A 15,351-nucleotide genomic window follows, 5' to 3' on the forward strand; every position below is an offset into this window, starting at 1 on the left:
GCCTTTTTCTTTCTCTACATAAGGAGAGTGTTTCATGTCAAAAGCATTAGTGATTGGTGGTGACCGTATTGAAGGCATCAAACAAGTGTTGCAAGCACAGGGTATCAATAAAATTGATCATTGGACCGGCAGGAAACCAGGGGACGTGAAGCGCGAGCTACCAGCAAACCTCAATGTGATTGTGCTGGTCACCGGCTGGCTCAATCATTCCATGATGTATCGTATTAAGCATGTGGCTCACAAACGTGGACTGAAGGTTGTTTATACGCGCAATATTGCCGATGGCATGCAGCGTGTATTAGAAGCAGCCTGATGATGCTCTGTTTGATCAGCCTGGATATTAAATTTTTTTAAATTTGGTCTCAATTTACCCGCTTATTTAACCGATAACCTTGTTGAGTTTTAAGGTTTAATGACATAGCTCAGGGAATCTTTTGTGCCTATGGCGCAGAATGATTCGATCACAGGGATTAAAGGGTAAATAATGAGTGACACCGGGATTGGCGAACTGACAACGCCACTCACTGATAATGCAGCGCAAAGACAATTCATGCGCCATCGTCTTGTACGTAAAGTGCAGGACAATACTCATTTTTTGGCCATGGCCAGCATGGTATGTGGCTTGCTGGGTTTCCCGCATTACCTGCTTGATGTAGAGAATAATGTCTGGCTGGCGCAGTTACTCACGTACCTGACTTTTATCCTGGTCAGTTACAATTTGCTACTGGAAAATGGCCGAACCAACCTGGCCATGCTCACCATGTCACTGGTAACCATCAGTTTGTTCGTGGTTCAGTTATCCCCTTATGCGGCAGATTTTAATGATACTGCACACCTGCTGAGGATTAGCAATGATTTGCAGGTGCATCAGGGATCCCCTGTTGTGGAGTATGCGGCTGGCGCCTTGCTGGCCTGTTTGATTGCCACTTCTTATCTTTTTCAGCGTTCCGGCTGGCTGGCCACAAGCCAGGCTATTTTATATGTGGCAGTCATGATTCCGCTGATCCCCTTACTTGGCTTTTTGTGTGGTATTGCGCGGCCTTACGGCATCATGTCACCTTTAACCACATTGAGTGGTTTATTGTGTGCATTTAGTTTGCTGGCCAAGCATGCTTCTCATCCTCCCATGAGTTACTTGCTGTTGATGGATGATAACGGCAAGCAGATACGCTTCAGCATTGTGTTCCTGAGTTTCTTTGCCATTATGCTGGCCAGGGCCGGTGTTGAGTTTGGTCAAGATATGTTGCGCGCACTGCCCGTGGTCGTGGTGGTATCCATTCTGGCCATCATCTATACCATGACCGCTACCTATTACCGTAAAGGGCAGACTAGTGAACAAATTGTTTTGCCAGCAGCAGATATGGACTTTGCCAGCCAGGTAGAGACCGCCCTCGACAACCACCAGTTTTATGTGGTCTACCAACCTCAAGTTGATTTCAATACAGGAAAATTAAAAGGGGTAGAGGCATTGGTGCGCTGGCGGCATCCTGAAAAAGGCATCATTTCCCCGGATAAATTCATCCGTATGGCTGAGTTGACCGGCCTCATTGTGCCCTTGGGCAAGTGGGTGATGCGCACGGCTTGTACACAGGCGGCACAGTGGAATCATCATCCAGTGCTGGGCAAGGCAGAGATTGCAGTGAATGTTTCTGCGCTGCAATTACAGTCAGGGACACTGGTGGAAGATATTTTGCAGATACTCAAAGAAACCGGACTGCCGCCGCACAGACTGGTGGTTGAGCTGACCGAAAGTTCTTTTGTGCAGGATGATGGTGCAAACCTGCGCATGATGCATCGCTTGAAAGAGGCCGGCATCAAACTCGCCATTGATGATTTTGGCACGGGCTATTCCTGCTTGTCTTACCTGCGTGACATTCCGGGTGATTATCTGAAAGTGGATCGTTCATTTGTGATGGAGCTCCCTGGACACAATAAGGCTGAAGCTGTCATCCAGGCGATCGTCAGCCTGGGCAAGAGCCTGGATTACCGCATTATTGCCGAAGGCATAGAGAATGAGGCGCAGGCCAGTTTTCTCAAAGGGATAGGCTGCGACATCGCGCAGGGCTTTTTATTTTCCAAAGCGCTGGAAGCACAAGCGCTGCAGCAATGGGTTTCTATTCACTTCAGTGCAGAAGTTTAAGGTCGGACAGGCTGCAGTGTACTTGCAATGTGACCTCAGTGCGTTGATATTCACTCTGATATATCAACGCATGATTCTGTAGCAAATTATGCCTGAATCGCTTTAATTCGATTTAAAGGATAACAAACTCCTTTTTTCTTTCGCTTTTATATCAATATAGGTGCCCTGTAGTATAAACAAAACGACCTGCTGTGGCAGGTGACAATAACAGACCGAAATAGGGGACAGCATGTCAGCACCCAGCATTGACTGGTTCACTGAAAGTGTTCAAGAGTGTACGACGCAACGTCAGTACATGCGGCATCGATTTCTCCGTACAGTCCAGAAGCAGTCGCCATGGCTAGCACTTGCCAGTATTTTCAGCATACTTTTTGGCTTGCCTCTTATTCCGTTGCAAGCCACGTTTGCATTAAACGTATTGCAGAGCCTGAGTTCCCTTCTATTTATTGTCGCCAGCTTGTGCGTAGTCTATGACACCTGGCGCTGGTCACGAATGACAAGGTTGCTGGTCAGTGCTGTTTTACTATGGTTTTTTGTACAGGTTTACACGCTACTCAGTAGCCATGCGTCTTACAGTCATCTGTTTTCTACAGATGATTTGTTTTCGGATGCTAGCCATCGGCAGGTGACAACAGACTTCATTATGTCCTTACTTGTCATGTTCGGCTACCTGCTTTGCCACTTCCGTTTTAACCGCGCCAGCCAAACCATTCTGTCTATTGCGATACTCATGCCAGTGACGGGGCTATTGGCACAGGCTTACCACATCCCGGATGCGTACGGGCAGCTCTCGTTATTAACTTCTGTTGCGGGTGTATTGTGCGCCATGTCGCTGATTGCCAAACAAGTCTCGCAAACGTCCCTGAGTTATTTATTGCTATTGGACGATACCGGGCAGCATTTACGCTGGATTGTCGCAGTCCTTTTCCTGTGTGCGATTGCACTTGGCGGGATGGGTGTGCTGTTCGGACATGATCCCCATCTCACCCCTTTGATTATCACGCTGGCATTGAACGCTATCGTGCTTGTAATGACCCTGAATTATTACCGCAAAGGAGTCATGCATGACCAGGTATTGCCCCCAGAAGAACTGGCCTTTGCCAGTGAGCTGGAAGCGGCGATTGCCCATCAGGAGTTCTACCTCGTTTACCAGCCGCAAATGGACTTTCTGACGGGCAAACTCGTGGGTGTGGAGGCGCTGATCCGCTGGCAACATCCACAACATGGCGTTGTTCCGCCTAACAAATTTATTGGCGTGGCTGAATTGACCGGCTTGATTGTGCCTATGGGTGCCTGGGTGTTAAAAGTGGCCTGTCAGCAGGTTGCTGCGTGGAAAACTGGCGATTTGAGTCAAGTAAAGGTCTCAGTCAATGTATCCCCAATGCAATTGAGGTCGCCAGGCTTTACTGACTATGTGTTGCAGGTATTACGTGAAACAGGGCTCTCCGCGGACCGGTTGGTGATCGAGTTGACTGAAAGTGCTTTGGTGCATTCCGATTGTAAAGGCACTGAAAGTTTGCAGGCACTCAAACAGCTTGGCGTCAAACTGGCGATTGATGATTTTGGCACCGGTTATTCATGCCTGGCTTATTTGCGAGATATACCCGGAGATTATTTAAAAGTAGACCGTTCATTTGTGAATGATGTGCCGGGCAAGGAGCGTTCTGAAGCGGTGACCAGTGCAATAGTGGTGTTGGGTAAAAACCTGCATTACCAGATTGTGGCTGAGGGCGTGGAAACGCAAGCGCAGGCTGATTACCTGAAAAGCCTCGGCTGTGACCTGGTACAAGGATTTTTATATGCTCGGCCCATGGAGGAGCAGGCGCTACAAGAGTGGGTCAACAACGGGATCTAAACCATTCCTCAGGCATGGTCAGCTGTCTATAGGCCGTAATTTGTGGTGATGCAGTTTGGACCTGACCAACTCGATATGTGCACGCAGTTCGTAAGCATATTGTGAGAAAGGCACCGGTAATTTTACATTCACCACTTTGGTTTCAATCTCATTGAGTTTTTCCAGGCATTGCTGTACATCGTCAGCGCTTTGAATGTCTTGTAACTGCGTATCCAGAAAGCGCAACTCGCCGTAATAACGAAACAACTTGCGTTTGACCAACCATACATACACCATGGGGATAATCTTTGTTAGCGGTATCAGCAACGCCAGCAAAGGCAAAATCACGATGAGCGTGCGGTTGACAAAGGTCGCTGCCCAGAATGGCAGGTATTTATCAATAATTGGCAGGCCGGATTTGTAAAAGTTGAGTGCCTGGGTGCTGAGCGGGAAATCAGTATCCTTGGCCGAGGGAAACTCACCTTTGCTGTTAAACATACTCGGACCGCCATGCACCTGTGAGATCACCTTCATCATCAGGTAGACCAGTGCCGGATGCATGCTCTCCTTGACTACCAGCGTGGCAGTAGGCGCCACCAGGTGCACATCATGGGGTGGCAGGTTACGCGCCAGGTCCATCGCCCCTTCGGGTAGTACCAGATGATGCATGAACGCAAACTTGCGTGAAAAAGCCTCGGCAGTATCCAGGCTTAATAGTTTCAGTTGCGGGTTCCCCAGGAGTTCGCGAACCAGGCTTGCATTGGCCACATCCACAAACAAAGCGGCATCCACTTTCCCCTGACGCAATGCCTCCGCGGCCTCATCACCACCAATCGCCTTGAGGGTTGCGTTTTCAGCATCAATGCCGCTTTCCGATAACAAGGTACTGACAAGGGCATGGGTACCGTCACCCACATAGCCAATCGCAATCCGTTTACCTTTCAGTGCAGACAAATGCGTGACCTCTTTTTTGCAACGGCAGAATATCCAGACTGGCTGGTAATACAAACTCCCCAGCGATAACAGCATGCCCGCACCTTCAGTATGAGCAACGCCATCCTGGATAAAGGCGATGTCCACGTCCGAATCCGGATTTTTCAGCAGGCGCAAGTTTTCAATGTCGCCGGAAGTTTTTCGCGTCTCCAGGGTAATGCCTTCTTTTTTCAGGTAAACCCCGTAGATGGCAGCAAAAGCGTTGTAGTTGAGGTCTGCATTGCCGGTGGCAATCACAATTTTACGGGGTGGGGCAGGGTCTATGAATTTATATGCAAAAAACAGGGCCAGGCAGATTAGCAGGACTGACGGAAGCGTCGCCTCCAGCATTTCCCTGGTGAATATAGCGGTGAACTTGTTATTGCGCGGATCAAATTTCATCGGTCTGCTTTATCGCTTGTCTGTGCCTGAGTCAGGGATTTTACAGGGGTTAGACCGGATGCCACAACAGCTGGTTTTAACCGCAGGAAAAGACAGTGTATTCTGGGTTTAGCGCTGCATTGAGAGAAGCCGCCGAATTCTAAAGGCATGATGCACAGCGAATCATTGATGAGCATGCCCAAAGAAAATAACCCTTATTATGCTCTTTAATTATAAATATATTATATTTTATTCTTTTTAAAAATATAAAATTCCCCCTATAGTTTCTCCCTATTGAGTTAAGGGAGTTTGCTATGTCTTATTTTTTTCGTCACTTATTGGTCTGGGCTGCGCTGGCACCAATACCACTGCAAGCCGCCGAATTATTGAATGCTTCATATGATGTGACGCGAGAGTTCTATAAAGATTTTAACCCGGCTTTTGTGCAGTACTGGAAAGAGAAAACTGGGGAAACGGTGACCATTAACCAGTCGCATGGTGGCTCGACCAAGCAGGCGCGTTCGGTGGTGGATGGCCTGCCTGCGGATGTTATTACCATGAACCGCAGTGCAGACATTGATATCCTGGCGCAAAAAGGCAAATTGATTCCGGCTAACTGGCAAACCCGCTTGCCGAATAACAGTGTGCCAAGTGCATCACCAACCGTATTTCTGGTGCGTAAAGGTAACCCTAAACAAGTCAAAGACTGGGATGACCTGATCCGTCCAGGCGTGACTTCTGTCATTCCTAATCCCAAGACTTCTGGTAACGGTAAATACAGTTACCTGGCGGCATGGGGCTACATCACGCACAAAGGCGGCGACGACACCAAAGCGCGCCAGTTTGTGACTGAGTTGTTCAAGCATGTGCCTGTACTGGATACTGGTGGACGTGGTGCAACGACCACCTTTGCTCAACGGGAGATTGGCGATGTGCTGGTCACCTTTGAGAATGAAGTCTACTTGCTGCAAAAGGAACTGGGTGAAGATAAATATGAGGTGGTGTATCCCTCAGTCACCGTGTTGGCTGAGAACCCGATCGCGCTGGTGGACAAAGTCGTTGATAAAAAAGGCACACGCAAAGTGGCACAAGCTTACCTGGAGTTCCATTTTTCACCACAAGGCCAGGCAATTGCCGCCAAACATTATTTACGCCCGCAAGTGACTGAAGTCGCGCAACCCACTTTCAAAAAACTCAATACATTTACAGTCAAACAAGCATTTGGCAGCTGGAATGAAGCTGAAAATACGCATTTTAGCGATGGCGGCATTTTCGACCAGATTTATCAGAAATAGCAGTTGTATCGCAGGAAGGAATCACCATGACACAACGTCAACCTAATCAGGAGCCTGAACACGTCATACAGCTACGTGCAGAATTAAAGCAGGCATTGTCGCTGGACCTGGAAGAACTGGGGTTGCTGGAAGCCAGTTCGGGCGAGTATGAGAGCACCTTTATCGGTGTACATCTTAAAACTGCTTTTCAGCCGATTTATGATGCCAAGCAAGGGGATATTTACGGTTACGAAGCCCTGATACGTCCGTCTTTGTTTGGCACGCTGGGCAGCACGCCAGAGTTTGCATTCACCTATGCCGAGCAATCCGGCAAGCTGGTGCAGTTTGACCGCGTATGCCGCTCGCAGCATGTGCTTAACTTCAGGGCTATTCATCAGGAAAACGGCTTGCTGTTTTTAAACGTGCATCCCAAGTTGTTGCTGGAAGTCAGTGCACACGGCAAGGTGTTTGAGCAAATTTTGCATAAATATTCTGTGCCTACGCATCGTGTCGTGCTTGAGATCAATGAGTCCTTGATCGAGCAGGACAAACATCTGATTTCAGCCATCGAGAACTACCGTGCGCTGGGCTACCGGATTGCGTTTGACCATGTGGGTGGGCACCAGAGCAAGCTGTACCGATTGTGGAGTGCACATCATGACTACATCAAGTTTGACGTCTCCGTGATTCATCAGGCGGCACAACAGCCTGCCCTAGCCAAAGCCTTGAAAGGATTGGTCGCGGCAGTGCAGGATTTGGGTAGTACCCCAGTGATATTGGGAATTGAAACACAGCAGCAACTGGATATTGCGATTGCAGCTGGCGCGACCGTGTTGCAGGGTAACCTGCTGGCAGCGCCGGTGGTGGCCAAAGTGATTAATGACCAGTATCAGCACCGTTCACCCAAGGTTGCGTGCGTTATCCATTCTTTATAACTTTATATTATAAATTAATGATTATTTATTCTTTAATTCTTTTAAAGAGTCCAGCTATATTAGCGCCTGTCTAACTGGTCACCATACATCATGGCATCACATAAAAAGAAACATTTACTCCCCGGCTTTGGCTTGTCGCTCGGCTACACGCTGGTCTATCTAAGCCTCATCGTCCTTATCCCTTTAGCGGCTGTTTTTATACGCACCACCGAGCTCAGTCTGCATGAGTTTTGGGCAGTTGTGACTACGCCGCGTGTGGTCGCCACGTATAAATTGACCTTTGGCGCTTCACTACTCGCGGCGTTGATTAACCTGATATTTGGCCTGCTCACGGCCTGGGTGTTGGTGCGCTACCAGTTTTTTGGCAAAAAAGTGCTGGATGCCCTAGTTGATTTGCCGTTTGCCTTGCCGACCGCGGTGGCCGGTATTGCGCTGACGGCGATCTATGCACCCAATGGTTGGTTAGGACAGTGGTTGGAGCCACATGGTATTAAAGTCGCTTTTACACCGCTCGGTGTGGTGGTGGCGTTAACTTTTATTAGCCTGCCATTTGTAGTGCGTACGGTACAACCGGTGCTCGAAGACTTCAGTGCAGAGGCCGAAGAAGCCGCCGCTAGCCTGGGTGCCAATCGCTGGCAAACTTTTTACAAGATTATCCTGCCAGCCATCTGGCCAGCATTACTCACCGGTTTTTCTCTGGCGTTTGCACGCGCGGTGGGTGAGTATGGCTCGGTGATTTTTATTGCGGGCAATATGCCTATGATCTCCGAGATCACTCCGCTGATGATTATTACCAAGCTCGAGCAATACGATTACGCCGGGGCAACAGCGATTGCGGTGGTGATGCTGGTGATTTCTTTTGTCTTGCTCTTGCTGATTAACTTATTGCAGTGGTGGAGTAATCACCGCCATGGTAATAAATAATTAATTGCGCGGGTGAATCCCTATCCCGCGCGCTCGATATTTAATTGAATAGAACATTTATGCATACCACACAATTCCAACAATACCAGGGCAAGGTTGCTTCCAAGCGTGCCACCTCTGAGCCGACATGGGTGCGCTGGAGCCTGATTGGACTGACCCTTGCATTCCTCGGGCTGTTTTTGCTGGTGCCACTGGCCGCCGTATTTGCTGAAGCCTTGCGCAAAGGGTGGGGCGTTTACCTGGCTGCGATTACTGAAGCAGATGCTTTATCCGCCATGAAGCTGACCTTGATTGCCTCACTGATTTCGGTGCCACTGAACTTGGTGTTTGGTGTGGCCGCAGCCTGGGCAATTACCAAGTTTGACTTTAAAGGTAAAAGTTTCCTGATCACCTTGATTGACCTGCCGTTTGCCGTCTCGCCTGTGATTGCCGGTTTGATCTTTGTGCTTATTTTTGGCCTGCAAGGCTGGTTTGGTGAGTGGCTCATCGACCATGACCTGAAAGTGATATTTGCAATACCTGGCATTGTGTTGGCGACCATTTTTGTGACATTCCCGTTTGTCGCGCGCGAGCTGATTCCACTTATGCAGGCACAAGGCAAGGAAGAGGAAGAGGCAGCACTGGTGTTAGGTGCATCGGGTTGGAAAATGTTGTGGCATGTGACTTTGCCGAATGTGAAATGGGGCCTGATTTACGGCGTGATCCTTACCAATGCGCGCGCCATGGGCGAGTTTGGTGCGGTGTCTGTGGTGTCTGGCCATATCCGCGGCCTCACCAACACCATGCCTTTGCATGTTGAGATTTTGTATAACGAATATAACTACGCGGCGGCGTTTGCTGTGGCTTCATTGCTCACGCTGCTGGCCCTGGTAACCCTGGTTTTGAAAACCTATGTCGAATGGCAGGCATCCCGCGATGCAGCCGCTATTGAAAAGGAAGTGACGGCTTAAGATGAGCATTACCATACAACAGATCAATAAAGGCTTTGGCCAGTTTAGCGCCTTGCGTGATATCAATTTGCAAGTGCCATCTGGTGAGCTAGTCGCGTTATTGGGCCCGTCCGGTTGCGGTAAAACCACCTTGTTGCGCATTATCGCCGGTCTTGAGACCCCGGACAGTGGACAGATACTGTTTGATGGCGTAGACACTACCCATGCTGATGTGCGCGAGCGCCAGGTCGGCTTTGTGTTCCAGCATTATGCGCTGTTCCGCCATATGACCGTGTTCGAAAACGTCGCATTCGGCCTGCGCGTGCGCCCCAAAGAAACGCGCCCGTCAAATGCCGAGATCAAGAAACGCGTGCACGACTTACTTAAACTGGTACAGCTCGACTGGTTGGCAGACCGTTACCCACCACAACTATCAGGTGGCCAGCGTCAACGGATTGCCTTGGCGCGTGCCTTGGCCGTAGAACCAAAAGTGCTGTTGCTGGACGAGCCATTTGGCGCGCTCGATGCGAAAGTCCGCAAAGACCTGCGCCGCTGGCTGCGCCGCCTGCACGACGAACTGCACGTGACCAGTGTATTTGTGACGCATGACCAGGAAGAAGCGCTCGAAGTCGCTGATACTATTGTCGTCATGAACCATGGCCAGGTAGAGCAGGTGGGCTCACCACAAGCTGTTTACGATAACCCAGCCACACCGTTTGTATATGAGTTTTTGGGTAATGTGAACGCCTTTGAAACGCCGCAAGGCAAAGGCTTTGTGCGTCCCTATGAAATTTCAGTTAGCCGAGAGGCGGACGCGCAAAGTATTGCCGGATCGCTCACCTATGTGCATTCCGTGGGCTCACTGGTGCGTTTGGAAATCAAGCGTGCAGACAACGAGCAATATGTGGATGTGGAACTGGGGAGAGAGCAGTTTAACCAGTTGAGTTTTAAGCAGGGGGAGACGGTTTACCTGAAGCCGACACAGCTGCGAGTGTTCTAGCCTAGAGCGTATGGGTTTATGAGTAGGGTGGGCAACTCGTTGCCCACGCGTCGCAATATAAAACAATATTAAGCTGTCATTAAATTCACCATCCACGAAATCAAAATGACGCCCCAGTTTTCATCAAAAATCCCTGCTTTCAAGTCGCGATTAAAAGTGGGGGAAGGTTCGTATGGGGCAATTGTTGAATCACAGGCAGTAGAAGGAATAAAAAAACCCGCCCAAAAAAACAGGCGGGTAACACAGAGAGATTTAAAATCGTTTGGTAAATCAGGCGTTAGTCAGGGTTATGCGGTGCAAGATATGGCCGTTTACCCATAAAATTCATTTGATGTTGGTTATGCTTAATCAATTTCTTTTCAGCTTGTTCTGGGTCTTCAGCTACTAAACCAGTGCCTTCCCAAGCTTCATCCGCACCTTTAGTCTTCACATCAGGGGCTTTGTTGTAAGGTCGCTGACCGAAATGATGATTGTTATTCACCCGACGCACACGTTGTTCGTTATCCGCTAGGTCCGCTGCATTTCCTTGTGCCACAAAGCCAAAGGCCAATATGGCTAATAATAGTTTTTTCATTTGTAATCTCCTAAATTTGTCCTAAAGCAATTGGGGCGCTTCACTTGTTCGAGTGGACCCTATGTCCCATATTAAAAAGCGCGTTTACCAAGCATGTGCAGTTTTTGCACTTCATGAACATTCGCACGTCCGGTGTTACCATCTACCACCAGTGTTGCGCCTACCCAGGGTTGCTCACCGTCAGCTTTGGCAACCACTGGTTGAGCATATGGACGCTTGCTCAAAAAGTGTTGAACAGTTTGTACTTTTTCAATCCCACCATTTTGTTCAACCGCCACTACTGGGGCAGCAACAATAAAACCACCTACTAAAGCAATTGCAGAAATAACGTTACGCATGTTTGTTCTCCTATCTGTTAGTCAATGTGATGGCAATCTGTTAAAACTTTGCTCAATCACGATGGTTTGTATTATGCGCGGACTTTTTCCATAAATCGTCTATAGATATAGGTAGGTTGGTATATACCAAACGGCATACTTGGATTGCTTTAAGGATAAGAAAAATCAGGGCTGAGATGAGCTATTTTTAAGTCTCAACGAGGATTCGATGATCACAATAACGGTGTAGCAATAGGGTAGGTACCCGCAGCGCAAAACGCACAACGTCATCACATAAAAACCGTTGCTTACGGTAAGTGACTACCGTAAAAGGTAACTTGCTTTAGGAGGGTTGGCGCGGCGGTGATGCAATATTGAATCAAATTGCGAGGGATTTAACGCGTGGGCAATAAGTTGTCCACGCTACTTGGCTATGAATCCCTTAAATTACTTCTCCATACACTTTTCGGCTATTAATTTCTCCAGTCTTTCCTTTTCGCGGGTGTACCCATCGAAATTGATCATCATATTTGTCATAAAAAATGGTTTTGTCTTACCCAGTAAAGCTCCACTTTCGGAATCCCAAACTTCAAATGATCCATTACATAATGTTAGAAAATACATTTCGTGTAACTGTAGAGCACACTTGATATCGTCAATAGATTCAGTTTTGAGAGCATTACCCATATCTGTTAATGGGTTGAAATGCATTAGTTTTGCTTCTAATTCCAAATGAATTATGAATTGTATGGGGAATAATTTGTTTTTTATAGAGAAATGAAACCAGCCTTTAGTAATCTCAAAGCCTTCAATATAGCAATCATCCAGCGATAAAAACCTGTTCTCTTTTCTGACTAGAACACATACAGAATCAGGTACATCCACAGAAATGGTCTTGTCTGGTAAGTTTCCAGAAATTACCATTTGAAGTAAATCGCCACCTATAAATTTCTCAAAACCCTCTATTAAATTACGGGCTGGTCGACGCATTGAGCGATTCGGATAGTAAGAAAAACTCTCTTCAATTGCTAACTCCGCTAAGGCATGCATTATCGGGATGTCGGCATATATACGCTGTATATCGTTTAGACTATCAGGGTTTGCAAAAACCTCTTTCTCTGCGTGCGCGATAGCATGTCGTCCTTGATTTAGCAAATAGGTACCAATATCCGAAATATCAGATTCGAGCTCTTGAATTCTCTTTAACGCTTGGTGGTCCGTTATCCGTGATATTGCTGATGAAAACCATTTTCCTCTATCTAAACCTTTAGTATGTATCGAGGATATAACTTTGTAGAAGCTTAAGAAACTATAGAATTTATTGTTACTTGAAATGGCCTCACGGAATAATGCCAAGGCCACCATTAAACCATTTGATAGATCAGGTAAATTATCAGTCGCTAGATGATTGCCTACACTATCCATCCGCCCGCGGCCTATGTTAATCGGGAAGCTTCCTCCCGCCCAAGTGCTAATCTCTAACCTTTCCCCTTCACGCCAACTTAGGATGCTGGCAAACTTCATTATTTCATTGCGAGCTTGATTACTATCTAATCTGTACTGACCGTAGTTCAGACATATCGTAGGGAGATGCTTCTCATCAGTAGGACGTAAAATAAAATCAAATCCATTACAGGGAAAAATCTGTGGCGTCTTAGGCCAGAAAATACCCGTTTCAATCCCAGCAACCATCCATTTGCCACTATGCTTAAGATTAGTTTCGGCCTCTTGATGCAAATCTCTCAAAAATTCTTTTGTCATAAACTTACTTAACTATTTGAAATGAGTCGCCTTGTCTTCAAAATCTGCAGAAGCGAGCTGATTAGCGTAGCCATGTTGTAGGGTGCGCAACTCTTTTCCCATGGGATACATTATCAAAATTACCAGTGAAACTACATTTCTACAATAAGAACGACTTTAAAGTGATGGCAAGATATTGCCTAAACCTATTAGATAGGCAGATATTTAAAATTTTTGCCGATATGAAATCGTTTATAAACGAAAAAAGCGCAGCATCGCTGCTGCGCTTTCATTATTTTTCGCAATATCAAAAACCGACATGGCCAGTTTTTGATCAGCTTTAAACCTTCGCCAGTGCTTGCTCCAAATCTGCAATCAAATCATCGATATGCTCAATGCCTACCGATAACCTGACCATATCTTCGCTCACACCTGCACGTGCCAGTTCTTCTGCATTGAGTTGACGGTGGGTGGTGGTAGCGGGGTGGCAAGCGAGGCTTTTTGCATCGCCAATATTGACCAAGCGTGTGAACAGTTGCAGCGCGTCAATAAAGCGGGTGCCGCCTTCGCGGCCGTCTTGTACGCCAAAAGACAAAATGCCTGAGGCGTGGCCGTTGAGGTATTTTTTCACCAGTGCATGGTCGGGATGGTCTTCAAGCCCGGCGTATCTGACCCATTTCACTTTGGGATGGTTTTTCAGATAATTTGCGATTGCCAGAGCGTTGGTGCTGTGTCTTTCAATTCTAAGTGCAAGCGTTTCCAGGCCTTGCAGAATCAAAAAACTGTTAAATGGGCTGATGGCGGCGCCGGTGTTGCGCAAGGGCACGACGCGGGCGCGGGCGATGTAGGCGGCGGGGCCTAATGCCTCGACGTAGTTGACGCCATGATAGCTGGGGTCCGGGGTGTTGAGGCTGGTGAAGCGTTTAGCGTGCTCGCCCCATGGGAATTTGCCGCTATCGACGATGATACCGCCAATCGAGTTGCCGTGACCGCCGATGTATTTGGTTAGCGAGTGCACCACAATATCCACGCCATGCTCAAATGGACGCGATAGAATGGGCGTGGCGACGGTGTTATCGACAATCACCGGTACGCCATGTTTATGCGCGGCGGCGCTGATGGCGGCGAGATCGACCACATTGCCGAGCGGGTTGCCTATGGTTTCAGCAAACACTAGTTTGGTGCGGCTGTCGATGAGTTTTTCCAGTGAAGCCGGGTCGCGGTAATCAAAAAATCTGACTTCTATACCTTGCTTGGGCAAGGTGTGCGCAAAAAAGTTATAGGTGCCGCCATAGAGTGTGGAGACAGAAACAATATTATCGCCTGCCTCGGCAATGGTTTGAATCGCGTAGGTAATGGCGGCCATGCCAGAAGCCAATGCCAATGCGCCAATGCCGCCTTCCAGTTGTGCAAGCCTCTCTTCTAGTACCGCAGTGGTGGGATTCATAATGCGGGTGTATATATTGCCCTGTACCTTGAGGTCAAACAGGTCTGCGCCATGCTGAGTATTATCAAACGCATAAGAGGTCGTTTGGTAAATGGGCACCGCAACCGCCTTGGTAGTGGGGTCTGGTTGATAGCCGCCATGGATATATATGGTCTCTTGCTTCATCTCGTCGCTCTCCTGCTTATGATTATTGGAAAAAGCAGTATAACCCCGACGCAAGCAGAGGGTTATAACATTTGGTGAATGACTTATAACCTTTATTTATGAGGCGATGGGAGGCTAGTCACAAGTCCGGAATCAAATGCCCAAGCTTCATTGACTTGGTCTGCAGGTACTTGAGATTTTCTGTGGTAGGCGTCGTCAACAAAGGGACTTGCTGATTAATCGTAATACCGAAAGACTGCAAAGCAGTGCGTTTTTCCTGGTTGTTGGAAAGCAGGCGGATGCTATTAATCTCGAAGTAGCGCAGCATCTCTGCTGCGCTTTCGTAAGTGCGGGCATCTATCGGCAAGCCCAGGGCGACATTGGCTTCTACGGTATCCATGCCTTGGTCTTGCAGGGCGTAAGCAAGCATTTTATTGGTAAGGCCTATGCCGCGCCCTTCATGATTTTTCAAGTAGAGGATCAAGCCCTGGCCAGTTTCCTGGATCAGGCGCTGGGCATGATGCAATTGTTCACCACAGTCGCAACGCGTAGAGCCGAATACATCTCCAGTCAGGCACTCTGAGTGCACCCTGACCAGCGGGTCGGTGGCACCTTGCAATTCCCCATAAGCCAGGGCGACATGCTCCAAACCATTGCGGCTGTCAGTGAATACATGGATATCAAACTCGCCAAACTGGGTGGGTAATCTGGCAGTGGAGGTGTGGGATAAAAATTGCATG

Annotated in this window: 14 protein-coding genes; 8 read left to right on the plus strand and 6 right to left on the minus strand. The window is 48.0% G+C overall.

Going from position 1 to position 15,351, the window contains the following annotated elements:
* The first annotated feature begins 34 nt into the window (after window positions 1-34).
* The 3 genes from F463_RS0108150 to F463_RS0108160 all read left to right on the plus strand — a co-directional run bounded on the left by F463_RS0108150 (window position 35) and on the right by F463_RS0108160 (window position 3,995).
* The gene (locus tag F463_RS0108150; protein WP_018986581.1) at window positions 35-313 is read left to right on the plus strand and encodes a DUF2325 domain-containing protein; all 279 of its coding nucleotides are present in this window, start codon (window positions 35-37) and stop codon (window positions 311-313) included.
* A 171-nt stretch (window positions 314-484) separates the two neighbouring features.
* Window positions 485-2,140, plus strand: coding sequence for a putative bifunctional diguanylate cyclase/phosphodiesterase (locus tag F463_RS0108155; protein WP_018986582.1), 1,656 nt, complete (start codon window positions 485-487; stop codon window positions 2,138-2,140).
* 229 nt (window positions 2,141-2,369) lie between these two features.
* Complete coding sequence (locus F463_RS0108160) at window positions 2,370-3,995, plus strand: putative bifunctional diguanylate cyclase/phosphodiesterase (protein WP_245545179.1); 1,626 nt, start codon at window positions 2,370-2,372, stop codon at window positions 3,993-3,995.
* A gap of 18 nt (window positions 3,996-4,013) precedes the next feature.
* Here the strand turns inward: F463_RS0108160 and F463_RS0108165 are convergent, their stop codons facing one another.
* Entirely contained in the window at window positions 4,014-5,348 is a 1,335-nt protein-coding gene (locus F463_RS0108165) for a TAXI family TRAP transporter solute-binding subunit (RefSeq protein WP_018986584.1), read from the minus strand.
* A gap of 293 nt (window positions 5,349-5,641) precedes the next feature.
* Here F463_RS0108165 and F463_RS0108170 point away from each other — a divergent pair, with 293 nt between their 5' ends.
* From F463_RS0108170 to F463_RS0108190, 5 genes are all read left to right on the plus strand, one after another.
* Window positions 5,642-6,622 (plus strand): sulfate ABC transporter substrate-binding protein, encoded by a 981-nt coding sequence (locus tag F463_RS0108170; protein WP_018986585.1) that lies wholly within the window; start codon window positions 5,642-5,644, stop codon window positions 6,620-6,622.
* A 26-nt stretch (window positions 6,623-6,648) separates the two neighbouring features.
* Complete coding sequence (locus F463_RS0108175) at window positions 6,649-7,536, plus strand: EAL domain-containing protein (protein ID WP_018986586.1); 888 nt, start codon at window positions 6,649-6,651, stop codon at window positions 7,534-7,536.
* 90 nt (window positions 7,537-7,626) lie between these two features.
* Window positions 7,627-8,460: a sulfate ABC transporter permease subunit CysT gene (gene cysT, locus F463_RS0108180; RefSeq protein ID WP_018986587.1), complete on the plus strand. Its 834-nt coding sequence runs from the start codon at window positions 7,627-7,629 to the stop codon at window positions 8,458-8,460.
* A gap of 59 nt (window positions 8,461-8,519) precedes the next feature.
* Window positions 8,520-9,410 carry a sulfate ABC transporter permease subunit CysW gene (gene cysW, locus F463_RS0108185; RefSeq protein ID WP_018986588.1) on the plus strand — a complete coding sequence of 297 codons (891 nt, stop codon included), beginning with the start codon at window positions 8,520-8,522 and terminating at the stop codon, window positions 9,408-9,410.
* A gap of 1 nt (window position 9,411) precedes the next feature.
* The gene (locus F463_RS0108190) at window positions 9,412-10,389 is read left to right on the plus strand and encodes a sulfate/molybdate ABC transporter ATP-binding protein (protein WP_018986589.1); all 978 of its coding nucleotides are present in this window, start codon (window positions 9,412-9,414) and stop codon (window positions 10,387-10,389) included.
* A 277-nt stretch (window positions 10,390-10,666) separates the two neighbouring features.
* Here the strand turns inward: F463_RS0108190 and F463_RS0108195 are convergent, their stop codons facing one another.
* The 5 genes from F463_RS0108195 to ribA all read right to left on the minus strand — a co-directional run bounded on the left by F463_RS0108195 (window position 10,667) and on the right by ribA (window position 15,350).
* Window positions 10,667-10,963 (minus strand): hypothetical protein, encoded by a 297-nt coding sequence (locus F463_RS0108195; RefSeq protein ID WP_018986590.1) that lies wholly within the window; start codon window positions 10,961-10,963, stop codon window positions 10,667-10,669.
* Window positions 10,964-11,034: 71 nt separating this feature from the next.
* Window positions 11,035-11,301, minus strand: a complete 267-nt coding sequence (locus tag F463_RS0108200; RefSeq protein WP_018986591.1) for a hypothetical protein — start codon at window positions 11,299-11,301, stop codon at window positions 11,035-11,037.
* 426 nt (window positions 11,302-11,727) lie between these two features.
* The gene (gene mauJ, locus F463_RS0108205) at window positions 11,728-13,041 is read right to left on the minus strand and encodes a methylamine utilization protein MauJ (RefSeq protein ID WP_018986592.1); all 1,314 of its coding nucleotides are present in this window, start codon (window positions 13,039-13,041) and stop codon (window positions 11,728-11,730) included.
* Window positions 13,042-13,360: 319 nt separating this feature from the next.
* Window positions 13,361-14,632, minus strand: coding sequence for an O-acetylhomoserine aminocarboxypropyltransferase/cysteine synthase family protein (locus F463_RS0108210; RefSeq protein WP_018986593.1), 1,272 nt, complete (start codon window positions 14,630-14,632; stop codon window positions 13,361-13,363).
* A gap of 118 nt (window positions 14,633-14,750) precedes the next feature.
* Entirely contained in the window at window positions 14,751-15,350 is a 600-nt protein-coding gene (gene ribA / locus F463_RS0108215; protein WP_018986594.1) for a GTP cyclohydrolase II, read from the minus strand.
* Window position 15,351 lies beyond the last annotated feature (1 nt).

Origin of the sequence: Methylophilus methylotrophus DSM 46235 = ATCC 53528 (genome assembly GCF_000378225.1) — a bacterium.
GTDB classification, from domain to species: Bacteria; Pseudomonadota; Gammaproteobacteria; order Burkholderiales; family Methylophilaceae; genus Methylophilus; species Methylophilus methylotrophus.

Bases quoted from the DNA above. Each gene is read 5' to 3' on its own strand.
- F463_RS0108155 (WP_018986582.1), top strand. From the start codon at position 485: ATGAGTGACACCGGGATTGGCGAACTGACAACGCCACTCACTGATAAT.
- mauJ (WP_018986592.1), bottom strand. From the start codon at position 13,041: ATGACAAAAGAATTTTTGAGAGATTTGCATCAAGAGGCCGAAACTAAT.
- ribA (WP_018986594.1), bottom strand. From the start codon at position 15,350: ATGCAATTTTTATCCCACACCTCCACTGCCAGATTACCCACCCAGTTT.
- F463_RS0108210 (WP_018986593.1), bottom strand. From the start codon at position 14,632: ATGAAGCAAGAGACCATATATATCCATGGCGGCTATCAACCAGACCCC.
- F463_RS0108190 (WP_018986589.1), top strand. From the start codon at position 9,412: ATGAGCATTACCATACAACAGATCAATAAAGGCTTTGGCCAGTTTAGC.
- F463_RS0108150 (WP_018986581.1), top strand. From the start codon at position 35: ATGTCAAAAGCATTAGTGATTGGTGGTGACCGTATTGAAGGCATCAAA.
- F463_RS0108160 (WP_245545179.1), top strand. From the start codon at position 2,370: ATGTCAGCACCCAGCATTGACTGGTTCACTGAAAGTGTTCAAGAGTGT.
- F463_RS0108175 (WP_018986586.1), top strand. From the start codon at position 6,649: ATGACACAACGTCAACCTAATCAGGAGCCTGAACACGTCATACAGCTA.
- cysW (WP_018986588.1), top strand. From the start codon at position 8,520: ATGCATACCACACAATTCCAACAATACCAGGGCAAGGTTGCTTCCAAG.
- cysT (WP_018986587.1), top strand. From the start codon at position 7,627: ATGGCATCACATAAAAAGAAACATTTACTCCCCGGCTTTGGCTTGTCG.
- F463_RS0108195 (WP_018986590.1), bottom strand. From the start codon at position 10,963: ATGAAAAAACTATTATTAGCCATATTGGCCTTTGGCTTTGTGGCACAA.
- F463_RS0108165 (WP_018986584.1), bottom strand. From the start codon at position 5,348: ATGAAATTTGATCCGCGCAATAACAAGTTCACCGCTATATTCACCAGG.
- F463_RS0108170 (WP_018986585.1), top strand. From the start codon at position 5,642: ATGTCTTATTTTTTTCGTCACTTATTGGTCTGGGCTGCGCTGGCACCA.
- F463_RS0108200 (WP_018986591.1), bottom strand. From the start codon at position 11,301: ATGCGTAACGTTATTTCTGCAATTGCTTTAGTAGGTGGTTTTATTGTT.